Source organism: Polaribacter sp. PL03 (assembly GCF_033875165.1).
Lineage (GTDB): Bacteria > Bacteroidota > Bacteroidia > Flavobacteriales > Flavobacteriaceae > Polaribacter.
The window spans coordinates 207,242-223,032 of record NZ_JAWZSV010000005.1 but is presented as its reverse complement, the minus strand read 5'-3'; the positions used below and the strand labels follow the sequence as shown (position 1 = coordinate 223,032).

Below are 15,791 nucleotides of genomic sequence, written 5' to 3'. Positions count from 1 at the left end.
CTATATTATAATGAGTTATTTATTCTTTGCTTCAATCCACTTACTCATATACTTTGTAGCTTGTAAAGTTTGATGTTGCAACAAATTTCCTAAAAAATTAAAAGTTCTATGTTTTTCTAGATTTTGTTGAATTTCTTCTATTTTATTGAAGAACAGTTCTCCATTTTTCTTTTTACTATAAATGGAATTGATAATTTCTATTCCGTTCAATTGCGCAATTTTCCAAGTAGCTTTATTTGAATATAATTCATTTGCCTTTAATGCAAATTTAGCAAAATCATCTTCTACAAAACCATTCCAAGTAAGGTTACCACGCATACCTTCTACCCCTATACTTGTTGTAACACTTGGCGTTCCACAAAGCATTGCTTCTGTAAGTTTTCCTTTAATTCCTGCGCCAAAATTTAAAGGAGCTAAAACAACTCTAGCATTTTCTACAACTTTGTTTGCGTCTTCTGCAAAACCTTTTATAATAAAACCTTCCTTTTTATTGTGAAGTTGTTCTATTTGTTGATTTGTATAGGCTCCATAAATATGAATTTCAGCTTTTGGTAAATAGCTTCTTATCTCACTCCATATTTCTTTTTTCAAAGTTAAAACAGCATCAACATTTGGCTTATGAAAGAAATTTCCAATAAAAACAAAATGTTCTTTTTCTTCAAAAGACTTCCATTTTTGTTGCTGAAACTCATCAATTTCATCTAAAAGAAAAGGTAAATACATTAAAACAGCTTCATCTATCTTAAAAGTATTTTTTAATATTTCCATTTCGAAAGTAGAAATAATTAAAGACAAATCGCATCTTAAAATAGCTGCTATTTCTCTTTTGGTTATATCTTGTTTTAGAAGTTCTTCCGTAGAAAATTCTTTATTCTTTTTAAAACACAATTCTCTTGTTTTTCGCAAGCAATGCAAATCTTCCGTATCTAAAATTCTAATTGCTTTTGTACAGTTTTCTGCAACTCGCCAACCAAATTGTTCTTCCATCATAAAACGATCGAACATAACAATATTAGGTTCTAAATCTTTTATAAAATCATCAAAAGAAACATTATTTAATTCAATTAAAACTTCATTAACACCTAAAGAAGTTAGATTTATTGCTTTTTCGTTTTTGTGTGAAGGAGAAGCAAAAGTTATTGCGTAACCTCTTTGCAAGAACTGCATTATTAACTGCAACATTCTTTTACCTGCAGCAGAAGAATTGGGTTCTACCCAAACTGCACCAATAATTAAAAGCTTTTTTTTCTGCAATTACTTGGCAATCATTTGTAGTTTATAATCTCCTTGCACTTTTTTTCCCCAAGCAACAACTGCTGCTATTTGGTCTTCTGTTAAGTTGGCATCTGTATGCGTCCAAGTGTAAGAATCTAAAGGCATTTCACCTTTCTCTACCTCCTCGTATAACTCGTCCATTTTATGTTCTTTCCTTTTTAATGAATACTCGCTCCATTTAGAAAAGTTTAAATGTTTTTTACCATCGGCAATATGTTCGTCTAACCAAAAATTTACTGGTGTAATATTATTATACCAAGGATAATTGGTTTTACTAGAATGACAATCATAACAAGTTGTTTCTAAAATTCTTTTAACGTCTTCTGGCGGATTAGTTTCTGAAATAAAAATAGCAACTGTTGCTAAATCTCCATCATTTTTTTCTGGACCAAAAAATTGAGCAACAACTAGAACAACCAATAAGAAAACAAGTATTTTTTTTAGAATCTTCATCTTTATATTTTAAGAATATTTTATGCCGTAAAACTACTGAATTCTTACTTTATTTTATGAAAATATATGTATTTTTGTTGATTATTAGTAGAAAATAAACCGAAAGGTTACAAAAAACGCAAAATAAAATTACTTATGAAATACGATATTATTGTAATTGGTTCTGGTCCTGGAGGATATATTGCCGGAATAAGAGCTTCTCAATTAGGTAAAAAAGTAGCAATTATTGAAAAATACTCTACATTAGGTGGTACGTGTACAAATGTTGGTTGCATCCCATCTAAAGCTTTATTAGATTCATCTCACCATTATTATGATGTAGTAAATCATTTTGAAGAACATGGTATTTCTGTAGAAAAACCTTCTTTCGATTTCGGAAAAATGGTAGATAGAAAAGCTAAAATTGTAGAAACAACAACTGGTGGTATTAAGTACTTAATGGACAAAAACAATATCGATGTTTTTGAAGGTTTAGGTTCTTTTGAAGATGCTACACATGTAAAAATTACAAAAAATGATGGTTCATCAGAAATAATTGAAGGAACTAATATTGTTATAGCAACAGGTTCTAAACCTGCAACGCTACCTTTTATTAAATTAGATAAAGAACGTGTAATAACATCTACAGAAGCTTTAAAATTACCAGAAGTACCAAAACATTTAATTGTTATTGGTGGTGGTGTTATTGGTTTAGAGTTAGGTTCTGTTTATAAACGTTTAGGCGCAGATGTTACAGTAGTAGAATATGCTCCAAAAATTACACCAACAATGGATGCTGATGTATCTAAAGAACTTACAAAGGTTTTAAAGAAACAAGGTGTTAAATTTGCAGTTAATCATGGTGTTACTGCTGTAGAAAGAAAAGGAAAAGAAATAACTGTAAAGGCTAATAATAAAAAAGGTGAAGAAGTAATTTTTACTGGAGATTATTGTTTAGTTGCAGTTGGTAGAAAAGCATATACAACTGGTTTAGGTTTAGAAAAAATTGGCGTAGAAGTTAATGAACGTGGGCAAGTTGCTGTAAACGAACATTTACAAACAAATGTTTCTAATATTTTTGCAATTGGAGACGTTATTAAAGGTACAATGTTAGCTCACAAAGCAGAAGAAGAAGGTGCTGTAGTTGCAGAGTATATTGCTGGCGAAAAACCACACATCGATTATAACTTAATTCCTGGTGTTATTTACACATGGCCAGAAGTTGCTGCTGTTGGTAAAACAGAACAAGAATTAAAAGATGCTGGTGTAGATTACAAATCTGGAAAATTTTCTATGAGAGCTTTAGGTAGATCTCGTGCAAGTGGAGATTTAGATGGTTTTGTAAAAGTTTTAGCAGATAAAAATACTGATGAAATTTTAGGAGTTCACATGGTTGGTGCACGTGTTGCAGATTTAATTATGGAAGCTGCTGTTGCAATGGAATTTAGAGCATCTGCAGAAGATTTAGCTAGAATTTGTCATGGTCACCCAACATATTCTGAAGCTGTAAAAGAAGCTGCTAAAGCTGCTTGGGACGGAAAACCTTTAAACGCATAAATACAGTTATTCTTTTAAAACTAAGAATTACAAAACATAAATACCTAAGAAGCATCCAATTTATTGGATGCTTCTTCTTTTTAGAAAGTTTCTTACTTTTATAAAATGAAAAAGATACTTACCTTATTTTTTATCTTCCTTTTTTCAGGAACTTTATACAGCCAAGAAGAACAAAAATCGAAAGCACAACCATCTAAATTCTTATCTAAATCTTATTACAGTATTAATTTTGGTGGAATCTTCTACCCTTTTTCTAATGATAATTTAATTGATGGTTATAAAACAGATTCCTATTCTAAAAACTATTTTTCTGGTAGATTATTATTGGGTTATAAAATAGTACCAGATTTAGCAATACAATTTGGTACGTTAAGACCTGCTGCTTGGTTTAAGTATAACAACGTAAATAATATTGGTTACGAAAGAAGTGTTTGGATAAATGCTTGGTCTTTATCTTTAAAGAAAAACATGAATCTAAATAAAAAACTATCTATTTATGGGGAAGCTGGTGTTGCAAATGTTACGCGTATTGGTTTTTCTATAAATGATGATATTATATATCCTGATGCCCATTTTGCAAGTCTATTGTACGGTTTTGGTTTTAATTATAAATTGAACAAAAAGTGGCGTTTGAATTTAAATGGAACATTTTTGCCTAAATCAGAAAAAGAGAATCAGCCTTCTATTTCTCAAGTTACATTTGGTTTCGAGTACCATATTAATAAACTTTCTAAAGAACAAGTAGAAAAACATGAAAACAACGGTTACTTTTTCCCAAAAAACACCATTCAAGTAAGTTACGGAAACAGTAAAATTGGTTTTGGCGCAAATAAGTTTTTTGGAATGAGCTTAAAAGTAGGAAATTTCGAAAGTTTTGGTATTCCTGTTTTTTGGGTTGGAGAAGTTAAAGCTGCCCATGCTTTTTCTATTACATACCAAAGACTAGCTTTTAGAACAGAAAAGATTTTTTCTTTAGATTGGGGTGTTAGTGTTACCGCTTTTCAAACAGAGGCAACTAAAGAAAACGTTCTTGCTTTTTCTATTTTTCCAACAATGCGTTTTTATATATTGCGTAGAAAAGGTTTCGACATGTACACAAACTATTCTTTAATTGGCCCTACTTATTTAACAAAAGCTAATTTAGACAAGTTAAATACAGGTCCTAAAATAACATACCAAGACACCATGGGTTTAGGTGTTTTCTTCGGAAAAAAACGTGCATATAATGCAGAACTTAGAATTATGCATTATTCTAATGGAAACATTTTTCCACAAAATTCTGGGGTTGCAGTTCCTATTCAATTTACCTTCGGAAAAACATTTTAATTCTTACTACTAATCAATAAGAATTGTATTTTTGCCATAATGACTAAAAGAACTATTCTTACTTTTTCTATAGAAAATATTAAAGACTTTAAACAAAATTTATTGTCTTGGTCGCAACAATTTGAAACGGCACTTTGGTTAGATTCTAATAATTACAACCAGCAATATTCTAACTTCGATAGCGCTTTGGCTGTTGAAGAATTTACAGCTATAAAAACAGACTACACAAATGCTTTCGATAAGCTTAAAGAATACCAATCTATAACAAAAGATTATATTTTTGGTTATATTTCTTATGATGTTAAAAATGATGTAGAACGTCTTTCTTCAAAAAATTTAGATCATTTATATTTTGCAGATTTATATTTCTTTCAACCTCAAAAATTAATTTTCATCAGAGGAAAAAGCATCGAATTTCATTATTTAAAGATGGTAGACGATGAAATTGAAAAGGATTTTGAAGAAATTAAGGGTTTTAAAGAAATAAAAATTGAAGCATCTAAAAATGATATTAAAATAAAACTTAGAATTCATAAAGACGAATATCATCAGAAAGTAACAAAGGTTTTAGACCATATTAAAAGAGGTGATATTTATGAAGCTAATTTTTGTCAGGAATTTTATGCGGAGAATTCAACTATAAATCCGGTTGAAGTTTACAAACATTTAAATGAAATTTCTGAACCTCCTTTTGCTTCCTTTCTAAAAATGGATCATCAATATGCCTTGTGTGCTTCGCCAGAAAGATATATTAAAAAAGAAGGTTCTAAAATTATTTCTCAGCCAATTAAAGGAACTGCAAAGAGATTAATTAGTATAATAGACGATGCTAAAATTGCTTCCGATTTATCGAGAGATGAAAAAGAACGTGCAGAAAATGTAATGATTGTAGATTTGGTTAGAAATGATTTATCTAAAACTGCAAGAATAGGTTCTGTTATAGTTGAAGAATTATGTAAAGTATATTCTTTTAAGCAAGTACACCAAATGATTTCTACCGTAGTTTCTAAAATAGATATAAATATGCATCCTGTAGAAACATTAAGAAGTACTTTTCCTATGGGAAGTATGACTGGCGCACCCAAAGTTTCTGCAATGAAAATTATTGAAGAACTAGAAGAAACAAAACGTGGTTTATATTCTGGTACTATTGGTTATTTTACGCCAGATAATGATTTCGATTTTAACGTAGTAATTAGGAGCATTCTTTATAATGAAGAAAAAAAGTATATTTCGTATTCTGTTGGTGGTGCAATTACAGCAAAATCTGTTGTAGAAAAAGAATATGAAGAGTGTTTGCTTAAAGCTAAAGCCATGAAATATGTTTTACTAAATTCTAAATAGAATTACTAACAAACATTATTTTACAGCTTGTCTCTAAAAAACATCAACTTTTAAATAATATTAGATATTTTTGCAATATGATTATAAACAAAGAAGAACTTTTTCAGAAAACTTTAGAGGCTTTAAAAGAAAAACCAACTGAACAAAATATGTTTAATAAATTTTTAGATTTGTATCCTGCAGAATGGAAACAACTAAAAGTTACTTTTTCTAAATTTAACAGAAGTAAGCAATTTGGTAAAACAATTCCTTTACCTAGACCAGAAGTTTCTATAAGAAAAGATATTAGAGTTTGGTTGAAAAAACAACAGTAAAATAACGTTATAATTTACGTACTTTTGAAGATATTATGCTTCAAAAATTATCAAATATACTTTCTCGAAATTTTCCTTTTTTAAAGGATAAAAAAATATTAATTGCTATTTCTGGCGGAATAGATTCTGTTGTTTTAACACACAATTTAGCTGCTTTAAATTTCAATATTTCTCTTGCACATTGTAATTTTAATTTAAGAAATACAGAAAGCGATTTAGATGAAGTATTTGTAAAAGAATTGGCTAAAAACCTAGCTATAAATTGTTTTACAACTTCTTTTGAAACTAAAAAAGTAGCAAAAGAAAAAAAAGAATCTACCCAAATTGCTGCCAGAAACCTACGTTATGCTTGGTTTCAAGAAATTATTGAAGACCATAACTTCGATTATGTTTTAACGGCACATCATGCAGATGACAATTTAGAAACTTTTCTTATTAACTTAACTAGAGGAAGTGGTTTAGATGGTTTTACAGGAATTCCAGAAATTAATGGGAATATTGTTCGTCCGTTTTTAAAATTTTCTAGAGAAGAAATATTAAATTTTGCAGAAGAAAATAATATTTCTTGGCGAGAAGATAAAAGCAATGCTTCTACAAAATATGTTCGTAATAAAATTCGTCATAAAGTGTTGCCTGTTTTAAAAGAAATTAATCCTAATTTATTAGATACTTTTTCTAAGACCTTAGATAATTTACAAGAAAGTAAACAGATTATTAATGATAGAATTGAGGATGTTTTATCTAATATAATTGTAGAAGAAAGTGGTTTTTTAAAATTAAGAATTAATAAAATTCAACAATTATCAAACCCGAAAGCTTATTTATATCAACTTTTAGAAAAATACAATTTTACAGGGTTTAACGATATCTACAATCTACTTTCTGCACAATCTGGTAAACAAATTTTTTCTAAAACACATGCTCTTTTAAAGGATAGAGATTTTCTAATAGTTTCTAAAATAAATCGATCGTCTTCTAAGAAAACATCTTTTGAGATTAAAGAAAATACTTCAGAAATAAAAAAACCTATTCATTTAACTTTTAAAGAAGTTACAGATAGATCAGTTCTAAATAAAAATACTATTTACGTATCTAAAGAGTACTTAAAATTTCCTCTGATTGTAAGGAAATGGCAAAATGGCGACTATTTTTATCCTTCTGGAATGACAGGTAAAAAGAAATTAAGCAAGTATTTTAAAGATGAAAAATTATCGCTTTTAGAAAAACAACAAACTTGGTTACTTTGCAATTCAAACGAAGAAATTATTTGGATAATTAATAAAAGACAAGACAACAGGTTTGTTGCAACAACAAATAACAATCTAATAAAAATAAGTAATCAAACAAAGTAGTGAAAAAAGGTTTTTGTACCTTTAAAAAAATGAACTTAAAATAAAATTATTATGAAAAATTTATGGCTCTTATTAGCAATAACAACTTTAGTTTCTTGTACACAGGAGAAGAAAGTAGATTATGCAATTCTTTCTGGACAAATAGAAAATGCAGACAATAAGAAAATAACAATATATAGTCAATATAATTTCAGTGATAAAAAAGAATTTACTTTAAACGAAGATGGTTCTTTTTTAGATACTTTAAGAATGAATAGTGATTTCTTTACTTTTCGTTTAGATAATAGTATGACTGAATTTTATGCTCCAAAAGGCAGTAATCTTAGTATTAAGTTTAACGCAAAATCAAAAGACGCTACACTTCAATTTACGGGTAATGAAATTGCAATTAACAATTACATTAAAGAAAAAGGTAAAATATATAACAGTGTTACTAAAGATATAGAGCAACCCTTTTTAAAAAATGAAACTGAATTTAAAGGCCTTTATACTGAAATAAAAAAAGCCGAATTAGAGCTATTAAACAACACGCAAAACCTACCAAAAGACTTTATAAATAAAGAAACTAAAAATTTAAATTACAGCTATTTAGGTAGTTTAGGTAATTACGAGGCTGCTCACAGATATTATGCAAAAAACAAAGATTTTAAAGTTTCTGAAGACTTTTTAGATGAAAAAAAATCTTTAGATTTTAATAATGAAGATGATTTTTTATTTTCTGTAAGTTACAGAGGTTTAGTAGAAACTAATCTTAGAGAAAAAGCACAAGAGCTAGTTAAAAAAGACACTACTTTAGCTCGTGATATTTCCTATTTAAAAACAGTTGCTTCTCTTAAAAGTGAAATTATAAAAAACAAATTATTGTATAATGATGCACAATATGGTATTACTTACACAGATAATTTAGAAGAATTTTACACACTTTATTCTAACAACTCTACAAATGAAGCGAACAACAAAAAAATATTAGCAGATTATAATAAATTAAAATCTTTAGCTACCGGAAGTCCATCACCAAAATTTACAAATTATGAAAACAATGCTGGTGGCACAAAATCTTTAGAAGATTTAAAAGGAAAGTATGTTTATATAGATGTTTGGGCAACTTGGTGTGGACCTTGTATTGGAGAAATTCCGTCTTTAAAGAAGGTTGAAAAAGAGTTTCATGGCAAAAATGTGCAGTTTTTAAGTATTTCTATAGACGATACAAAAGATCATGAAAAATGGAAAAAAATGATTGTAGATAAAGAATTAGGCGGCATGCAATTGTTTGCTGATAATAACTGGGATTCTCAATTTATACAAGATTATATGATTAAAGGAATTCCACGTTTTATTTTATTAGACCCAGAAGGAAACATTGTAAATGCAAATGCACCAAGACCTTCAGATAAAAAATTAGTAGAAACTTTAAACGGTTTAAACCTATAAATTAATAGATTTATCGCCTTTTTAACTTTCTTTTTTTGAAACTTATTGATTATGAAAAAAATAATTTTAGCATTTATTCTTTGTTTTTCTTTACAAATAAATGCTCAAACAGAAGAGAATCCTATTGTTTGGAAAACTTCGATAGAGAAAATTTCTGATACAGAATACGATGCTATCTTTACTGCCAAACTTTTACAAGAATGGCATTTATACTCACAATACAACCCAGAAGACGCTTCACAAGCTCTAGAAATATTAATTCCAGATGATAAATCTGGTTATGAGTTAATTGGAAAAGCTAAAGAAAGTACAACGCATAAAGAATATTCAGAAATTTGGGAAAAAGAAGAAATATTCTTTAAAGATGTTGCGACTATTACTCAACGAATTAAAATAGTAGATACTAGTATTTCTTCAGTTACATTAGATATTTATGGGCAAGTTTGTAAACAAGCTTGTATACAAATAGAAGAATCTTTTGCTTTTGCTTTAAACGGAAAAAAGTTAAAAAAAGAAGTAATTCTTTTAGATGATAAGAGTAAAGAATTAACAAAAAAACTAAAACTAGATTTAAAAAATACAGCTTTACTAAAAACAGGAACTGAAACAGATGCTGCATCTGGTAGTTCTTTATTTAATATTTTTCTTTTAGGTTTTGTTGGTGGCTTATTCGCTCTTCTAACACCTTGTGTGTTTCCAATGATTCCTTTAACTGTTTCATTTTTTACAAAACAATCTCAAAGCAGAAGTAAAGGTATTTTTAATGCAATTTTATACGGCTTATTTATTGTAATTATATACATGCTTCTTAGTGTTCCTTTTCATTTAATTGATGGCTTAGATCCTAGTATTTTAAATACAATTTCTACAAATATTTGGTTAAACATTTTCTTCTTTGTTATTTTAGTGTTCTTTTCATTCTCCTTTTTTGGCTTTTATGAAATAACATTACCAAGCTCTTGGGGAAATAAAATGGACTCTGCTTCTGATGTTGGTGGTTTTGTTGGTATTTTCTTTATGGCATTAACATTAGCAATTGTATCTTTTTCTTGTACCGGACCAATTTTAGGTTCACTTTTAGCAGGTTCTTTAGGTACAGTTGGCAATCCTGCATTTCAACTTTCTGCTGGTATGACCGGTTTTGGTTTAGCGTTAGCTTTACCTTTTGCCTTATTTGCTTTGTTTCCTAATTTATTAAATTCTTTACCAAAATCTGGTGGTTGGCTAAACACAACCAAGGTAATTTTAGGCTTTTTAGAATTGGCTTTTGCTTTTAAATTTTTATCAAACTCAGATTTAGTTGGGCACTGGGATCTTCTAAAACGTGAAGTTTTTATTGGTCTTTGGATTGTTATTTTCCTTGGTTTAGCACTCTATCTTTTTGGGAAAATAAAATTTCCGCATGATTCTCCTATTAAAAAATTATCCTTTTTTAGAGTTTCATTTGGTGTCTTAATAATTGCTTTTGTTGTCTACCTAATTCCAGGAACACTAAAAGAACCTACTTGGAATTTGAATGCTTTAAGCGGTTTTCCGCCACCACAATTTTATAGTATTTATGAACAAGAATCAGATTGTCCTTTAGGTTTAGATTGTTACAAAGATTTTGACAAAGGTTTAGAGGCTGCTAAAGTAGCTAATAAACCCATTTTATTAGACTTTACAGGTTGGGCTTGTGTAAACTGTAGAAAAATGGAAGAGAACGTTTGGAGTGATCCTTCGATATACAATATCTTAAAAGAAGAATATATTCTTATCTCTTTATATATAGACGACAACGAGAAAAAGCTACCAAAAGCAGCACAATTCGACTTTAAAAAAGCAAACGGAAAGATTAAAAAAATTAGAACTTATGGTGACAAATGGTCTACGTTTCAAGTAATAAATTTTAAAAATGCTTCACAACCTTACTATATTTTGATGAGTGCAGATCTAGAAATTCTAAATTCGCCACAACAATATACAGATATAGAAACCTATAAGTCTTGGTTAGAAAAAGGAATAGAAAATTTTAAAAAATAACAATTGGTATAAAAGTTGATGCTTGCTAAGTATCAACTTTTAACTTTGTACATCATGAGAAAAGAATCTATATTTTTAATTGTCGCTTTATTAATGACCGTAACTTTTTATGGGCAAAACAACGAAATAATTCAAAAAAAAGCACCTATTAGTATCTATACTTTTAATTTAATGGAAAAAGATATAAATAGTACTTCTGCCCTAAATGAAAGATTAAAATTAACAAATTACAAATTTGTAACGGTAGACTTAGAAGATATAGAAACAAACACAGCTTCTTTAGATTTTAAGTATTTAGATAGAAAACCTTCTAATTTTATTTATGATGATTACAAAAAGTACCAAGACAATAACTTATTAAAAGGGTTTTTACTAAAAAACGATCCTACAAGATGGAACCTTCATCGCATAGAAAATAGAATACAACCTAGCTTGTTAAATAATGAATAAACATTAAATTCTCTTTTCATTAGAATTCATTAAAATTTATATCGTTTTCGTAATTTAACAGTTAATTATTAGCAATAATCTAAGTTCTGTAACCTCCCTTTTTTGTAAATTTACTTCATAAAATTCATAAAAATATGTCAGGATTACCTAAACTTGCTCGCTTTAATGAGAACGTGTTGTCTAAATATCAAATTTACAACAGTATTTTCATGACCTTGCCTTTTGACACCATTAACAATACTGGTGTATTACTACCATTGTTTCATGAGTTGTGTGATAAAGGTTTTCAGCAAGGACAAAATCCTACAGAAATTGTAAATTCTTTCTTTCAAAAATATCAAGAAAACCCTACTGAAAAAGAGAAAACAGATTTACTATTTCGTTTTATTCAATACATAGAACGCCAAGTAGTATTGTTTGATGCTATTGAAGATGCTGCTTTTCCTGTTGTTAATAACATGGATGGTATAGGAACACTTAGAAACTCGAAAGAAACAGCTATTTTAGGCGATAAGAAAGAAGCTTTAAAAGCACACTTAGAAGAATTTAAAGTTCGTGTTGTTTTAACAGCGCATCCAACTCAATTTTATCCTGGTTCTGTTTTAGGTATTATTACAGATTTAGATGAGGCTATACAAAATGACGATTTACTACTTATAAAAAAGTTACTTGCTCAATTAGGTAAAACTCCTTTTTATAAAAAGACTAAACCTACACCTTATGACGAGGCTGTGAGTTTAATTTGGTATTTAGAAAATGTGTTTTATCACTCTGTTAGTAAAATATACAATTATATTCAAAATAACATTTACGACGGAAAACCGATAGATAATCAAATTATTGATCTTGGTTTTTGGCCTGGTGGAGATAGAGATGGAAACCCATTTGTTACGACACAAATAACATTAGACGTAGCAGAAAAACTGCGTCAATCTATATTAAGAAGTTACTACAGAGATGTAAAAAAATTAAAAAGACGTTTTACTTTTGATGGTGTACAAGAAATCTTAGTACAGTTAGAAAAAAGACTTTACAAACACGTTGTTAGAACTTACAGTAAAGTAAACTTTTCTCAAAAAATATTATTAGAAGAACTTACTAAAGCAAGACAAATAGTTGAAGAAAAGCATCAATCTTTATTTATCGAAGAATTAGATGATTTTATAAACAAAGTAAGAATCTTTGGTTTTCACTTTGCAACATTAGACATAAGACAAGATAGTAGAGTACATCACCAAGCATTTACACAAATTGTAAAAGACTTACAAAGTATTGGTGACACTACATTTCCTAAAAATTACACGAACTTAACTGAAGAAGAACAAATTGAAATCTTAGCGGTTACAAAAGGTAGTATAGATCCTAAAATTTTAACAGACGACACTTCTGTTAGTACTATAGAATCTATTTATGCTTTAAAAGAGATACAATTAAGAAACGGAGAACGTGGTGCTAATCGTTACATTATTAGTAACAACCAAACTGCATTAAACGTAATGCAAACATTTGCAATGTTAAACCTTTGTGGTTTTGAAAATGAATTACCAGTAGATGTAATTCCGCTTTTTGAAACTGTAGAAGATTTACAAAATGCAGAAGAAGTAATGAGAACTTTATATTCAAATAGAACTTATAGGTATCATTTAGAAAAAAGAAAAAACAAACAAACCATTATGTTAGGTTTTTCTGACGGAACAAAAGATGGTGGATATTTAATGGCTAACTGGGGTATTTTTAAAGCAAAAGAAGCGCTTACAAAAGTATCTAGAGAATTTGAAATTGAGGTTATTTTCTTTGACGGACGTGGTGGACCACCTGCACGTGGAGGTGGAAAAACACACCAATTTTACGCTTCTTTAGGACCAACAATTGAAGATAAAGAGATTCAATTAACAGTACAAGGACAAACCATTAGTTCTAACTTCGGAACACAAAACTCTGCTCAATATAATTTAGAACAATTATTAAGCTCTGGTATTAAAAACGACATCTTTACAAAAGATCAATTAAATGATAAGAATAGAAATTTAATTGAAGATATGGCTGAAATAAGCTATAAAACATATGTGGATTTTAAAAATCACCCACAGTTCTTACCGTATTTAGAAAAAATGAGTACGCTAAAGTACTATGCAAAAACAAATATTGGTAGTAGACCAAGTAAGCGTTCTAATTCTGCAACATTAGATTTCTCTGCCTTAAGAGCAATTCCTTTTGTAGGAAGTTGGAGTCAATTAAAACAAAATGTACCAGGTTTCTTTGGTGTTGGAACCGCACTTAAAAAATATGAAGACGCTGGTAGATTCGATGAAATTGTAGAATTCTATAACGCATCTGATTTCTTTAAAACTTTGTTAGAAAACAGTATGATGAGTTTAACAAAATCTTTCTTTGAATTAACTGCTTACATGGCAAATGACGCTGAGTTTGGTGAATTCTGGAAACTTATTTTCGAAGAGTACAAGACAACTAAAAGATTACTTTTAAAGCTTACAGGACATAAAGAGTTAATGGAAAACTTCCCTGTAGGAAAAGCTTCTATTGAGATTAGAGAACAAATTGTATTGCCGCTATTAACAATTCAGCAATTTGCTTTAAAACAAATTCAAGAATTACAAGCTTCTAACGGAAACGCTGCAGAGATTGAAGTTTATGAAAAAATGGTTATGCGTTCTTTATTTGGTAATATTAATGCTAGTAGAAACTCTGCTTAAGAATTACTAAAAAATATTATTTTAAAAAAGCAACCAAATCTTGGTTGCTTTTTTTTATGTTTTAATTTTCTTTATCTTTAAAGAAAAAAAAATGCTTGTAAAAGTTTATGGTTCAGCCTTTTTGGTATTGAAGCAACTACAATTACCGTAGAAGTAAATATAGATAAAGGTATTGGTTATCATTTAGTAGGTTTACCAGATAAGGCAGTACGTGAAAGTTCTTATAGAATTTCTGCAGCCTTAAATAACAATTCTTATAAACTTCCTGGAAAGAAAATTATAATAAATATGGCGCCTGCAGATATTCGGAAAGAAGGTGCAGCATATGATTTAACTTTAGCTGTTGGTATTCTTGCAGCATCCAGTCAAATAAAATCTAATACAATAACGAGTACATTATTATGGGAGAACTTTCTTTAGACGGAAGTTTACAACCCATAAGAGGTGCTTTACCAATTGCAATAAAAGCAAGAGAAGAAGGTTTTAAATATTTAATTCTACCAAAAGCAAATGCAAAAGAAGCTGCAATTGTAGATAATGTAGAAATCTTAGGTGTAGAAAACATCTTAGAGGTTATTAATCATTTTAATGGTGATAAAATAATTGAACCCACTGTTGTAGATACTCGTGCAGAGTTTTATAAAAATATAGATTTCCCTGAATTTGATTTTTCTGATGTAAAAGGACAAGAATCTATAAAACGTTGTATGGAAATTGCAGCTGCAGGAGGTCATAACATTATTCTCATTGGACCTCCTGGATCTGGAAAAACAATGTTGGCAAAACGTCTGGAGTCTGCCCCCCATTTTACCATTGACTTTAAAATCAACAAAAAACGGATATACAGAAGGATTTGAAGGTGTTTTAGATGAAAATAATTTAGATTCAAAAAAACATAAAAAGAAAAACAGAATGCAAACAAACGATAAAACATACACTCTTTTGTCTCCCATTTTACCATTACAATTATCTGTAAAAAAGCCTAAAGACAGTAAAAAATATCCAAGAGATGTTATTACTGTTGGTGATGAGTTTAAACAAGCAAGATTAGATAGAAAATTAACACAATTAGGTGTTGCAAAAGAATTAAGTGTAAATAAAAATTTTGTGTACGAGTTAGAAAATAACAAAAGAAAAATTACTATTTATGCTTTATATAAAACTTATTTGTTTTTAGGATATATTCCAAAGATTTTAGAAATTAACAAAACTACTTTACAAGGAAAATTATTTATATATAGAATTAAAAGTAACCTCACTTATTCTAAACTTGAGAAAGAAACTAAACTAAACAAAAGCACCATATCTAATTTTGAAAAAGGTAAAAACTGTAATATTAAGACTGAAGATCTGATTAAAATATTTCTTGTTAAGAATAGCTGAAATCATTGATTTTTATTTTAAATAAGTTAGGGAGGGGATAAAATAATTTTATATATTTGGATGCTATCCTATTACAAATGAAAAAGAAAAAGTGAGTATAAAAATGCTTTCTTTTTCAAAAAAACATATTTAGATTATCATTTAACGAATGATAAAAAATTTAAAAAACTCAAATTTTGAGTATGTCTTGT

Annotated in this window: 12 protein-coding genes and 1 pseudogene; 11 read left to right on the top strand and 2 right to left on the bottom strand. The window is 28.9% G+C overall.

The features are described from left to right. Positions 1 to 15 precede the first annotated feature (15 nt). Positions 16 to 1,254, bottom strand: coding sequence for a glycosyltransferase (locus SHK09_RS12170; protein ID WP_319811056.1), 1,239 nt, complete (start codon positions 1,252 to 1,254; stop codon positions 16 to 18). Beyond that, positions 1,255 to 1,728 (bottom strand): heme-binding domain-containing protein, encoded by a 474-nt coding sequence (locus SHK09_RS12165; RefSeq protein ID WP_319811055.1) that lies wholly within the window; start codon positions 1,726 to 1,728, stop codon positions 1,255 to 1,257. 135 nt (positions 1,729 to 1,863) lie between these two features. On the opposite strand from SHK09_RS12165, the gene lpdA reads away from it, so the two are divergent. From lpdA to SHK09_RS12110, 11 genes and pseudogenes are all read left to right on the top strand, one after another. Then, on the top strand, positions 1,864 to 3,264 hold the full coding sequence (gene lpdA, locus SHK09_RS12160) for a dihydrolipoyl dehydrogenase (protein WP_319811054.1): 1,401 nt from the start codon (positions 1,864 to 1,866) through the stop codon (positions 3,262 to 3,264). A gap of 105 nt (positions 3,265 to 3,369) precedes the next feature. Further along, positions 3,370 to 4,590, top strand: a complete 1,221-nt coding sequence (locus SHK09_RS12155) for an acyloxyacyl hydrolase (protein WP_319811053.1) — start codon at positions 3,370 to 3,372, stop codon at positions 4,588 to 4,590. A 39-nt stretch (positions 4,591 to 4,629) separates the two neighbouring features. Further along, positions 4,630 to 5,934, top strand: coding sequence for an anthranilate synthase component I family protein (locus tag SHK09_RS12150; RefSeq protein WP_319811052.1), 1,305 nt, complete (start codon positions 4,630 to 4,632; stop codon positions 5,932 to 5,934). Positions 5,935 to 6,011: 77 nt separating this feature from the next. Then, entirely contained in the window at positions 6,012 to 6,248 is a 237-nt protein-coding gene (locus SHK09_RS12145) for a hypothetical protein (protein ID WP_319811051.1), read from the top strand. 35 nt (positions 6,249 to 6,283) lie between these two features. Next, complete coding sequence (tilS, locus tag SHK09_RS12140; RefSeq protein WP_319811050.1) at positions 6,284 to 7,600, top strand: tRNA lysidine(34) synthetase TilS; 1,317 nt, start codon at positions 6,284 to 6,286, stop codon at positions 7,598 to 7,600. A gap of 51 nt (positions 7,601 to 7,651) precedes the next feature. Continuing rightward, positions 7,652 to 9,031, top strand: coding sequence for a TlpA disulfide reductase family protein (locus tag SHK09_RS12135; RefSeq protein WP_319811049.1), 1,380 nt, complete (start codon positions 7,652 to 7,654; stop codon positions 9,029 to 9,031). A 51-nt stretch (positions 9,032 to 9,082) separates the two neighbouring features. Then, positions 9,083 to 11,053, top strand: a complete 1,971-nt coding sequence (locus tag SHK09_RS12130; protein WP_319811048.1) for a protein-disulfide reductase DsbD family protein — start codon at positions 9,083 to 9,085, stop codon at positions 11,051 to 11,053. Positions 11,054 to 11,107: 54 nt separating this feature from the next. Next, a complete protein-coding gene (locus SHK09_RS12125) occupies positions 11,108 to 11,503 on the top strand; it encodes a hypothetical protein (protein WP_319811047.1) in 396 nt (131 codons plus the stop codon). A 134-nt stretch (positions 11,504 to 11,637) separates the two neighbouring features. Next, positions 11,638 to 14,217, top strand: coding sequence for a phosphoenolpyruvate carboxylase (locus tag SHK09_RS12120; protein WP_319811046.1), 2,580 nt, complete (start codon positions 11,638 to 11,640; stop codon positions 14,215 to 14,217). A 91-nt stretch (positions 14,218 to 14,308) separates the two neighbouring features. Next, positions 14,309 to 15,062 (top strand): annotated as a pseudogene (locus SHK09_RS12115) (magnesium chelatase domain-containing protein); the annotation flags it as partial. Continuing rightward, positions 15,031 to 15,600 carry a helix-turn-helix transcriptional regulator gene (locus SHK09_RS12110; RefSeq protein WP_319811144.1) on the top strand — a complete coding sequence of 190 codons (570 nt, stop codon included), beginning with the start codon at positions 15,031 to 15,033 and terminating at the stop codon, positions 15,598 to 15,600. The pseudogene SHK09_RS12115 and the gene SHK09_RS12110, both read left to right, overlap by 32 nt. Positions 15,601 to 15,791: the final 191 nt, after the last annotated feature.

What these genes read in the sequence shown, in the direction of transcription:
- SHK09_RS12125 (WP_319811047.1), top strand. Translation starts at nt 11,108, where the DNA reads ATGAGAAAAGAATCTATATTTTTAATTGTCGCTTTATTAATGACCGTA.
- SHK09_RS12165 (WP_319811055.1), bottom strand. Translation starts at nt 1,728, where the DNA reads ATGAAGATTCTAAAAAAAATACTTGTTTTCTTATTGGTTGTTCTAGTT.
- tilS (WP_319811050.1), top strand. Translation starts at nt 6,284, where the DNA reads ATGCTTCAAAAATTATCAAATATACTTTCTCGAAATTTTCCTTTTTTA.
- SHK09_RS12155 (WP_319811053.1), top strand. Translation starts at nt 3,370, where the DNA reads ATGAAAAAGATACTTACCTTATTTTTTATCTTCCTTTTTTCAGGAACT.
- SHK09_RS12150 (WP_319811052.1), top strand. Translation starts at nt 4,630, where the DNA reads ATGACTAAAAGAACTATTCTTACTTTTTCTATAGAAAATATTAAAGAC.
- SHK09_RS12130 (WP_319811048.1), top strand. Translation starts at nt 9,083, where the DNA reads ATGAAAAAAATAATTTTAGCATTTATTCTTTGTTTTTCTTTACAAATA.
- SHK09_RS12135 (WP_319811049.1), top strand. Translation starts at nt 7,652, where the DNA reads ATGAAAAATTTATGGCTCTTATTAGCAATAACAACTTTAGTTTCTTGT.
- SHK09_RS12145 (WP_319811051.1), top strand. Translation starts at nt 6,012, where the DNA reads ATGATTATAAACAAAGAAGAACTTTTTCAGAAAACTTTAGAGGCTTTA.
- SHK09_RS12120 (WP_319811046.1), top strand. Translation starts at nt 11,638, where the DNA reads ATGTCAGGATTACCTAAACTTGCTCGCTTTAATGAGAACGTGTTGTCT.
- lpdA (WP_319811054.1), top strand. Translation starts at nt 1,864, where the DNA reads ATGAAATACGATATTATTGTAATTGGTTCTGGTCCTGGAGGATATATT.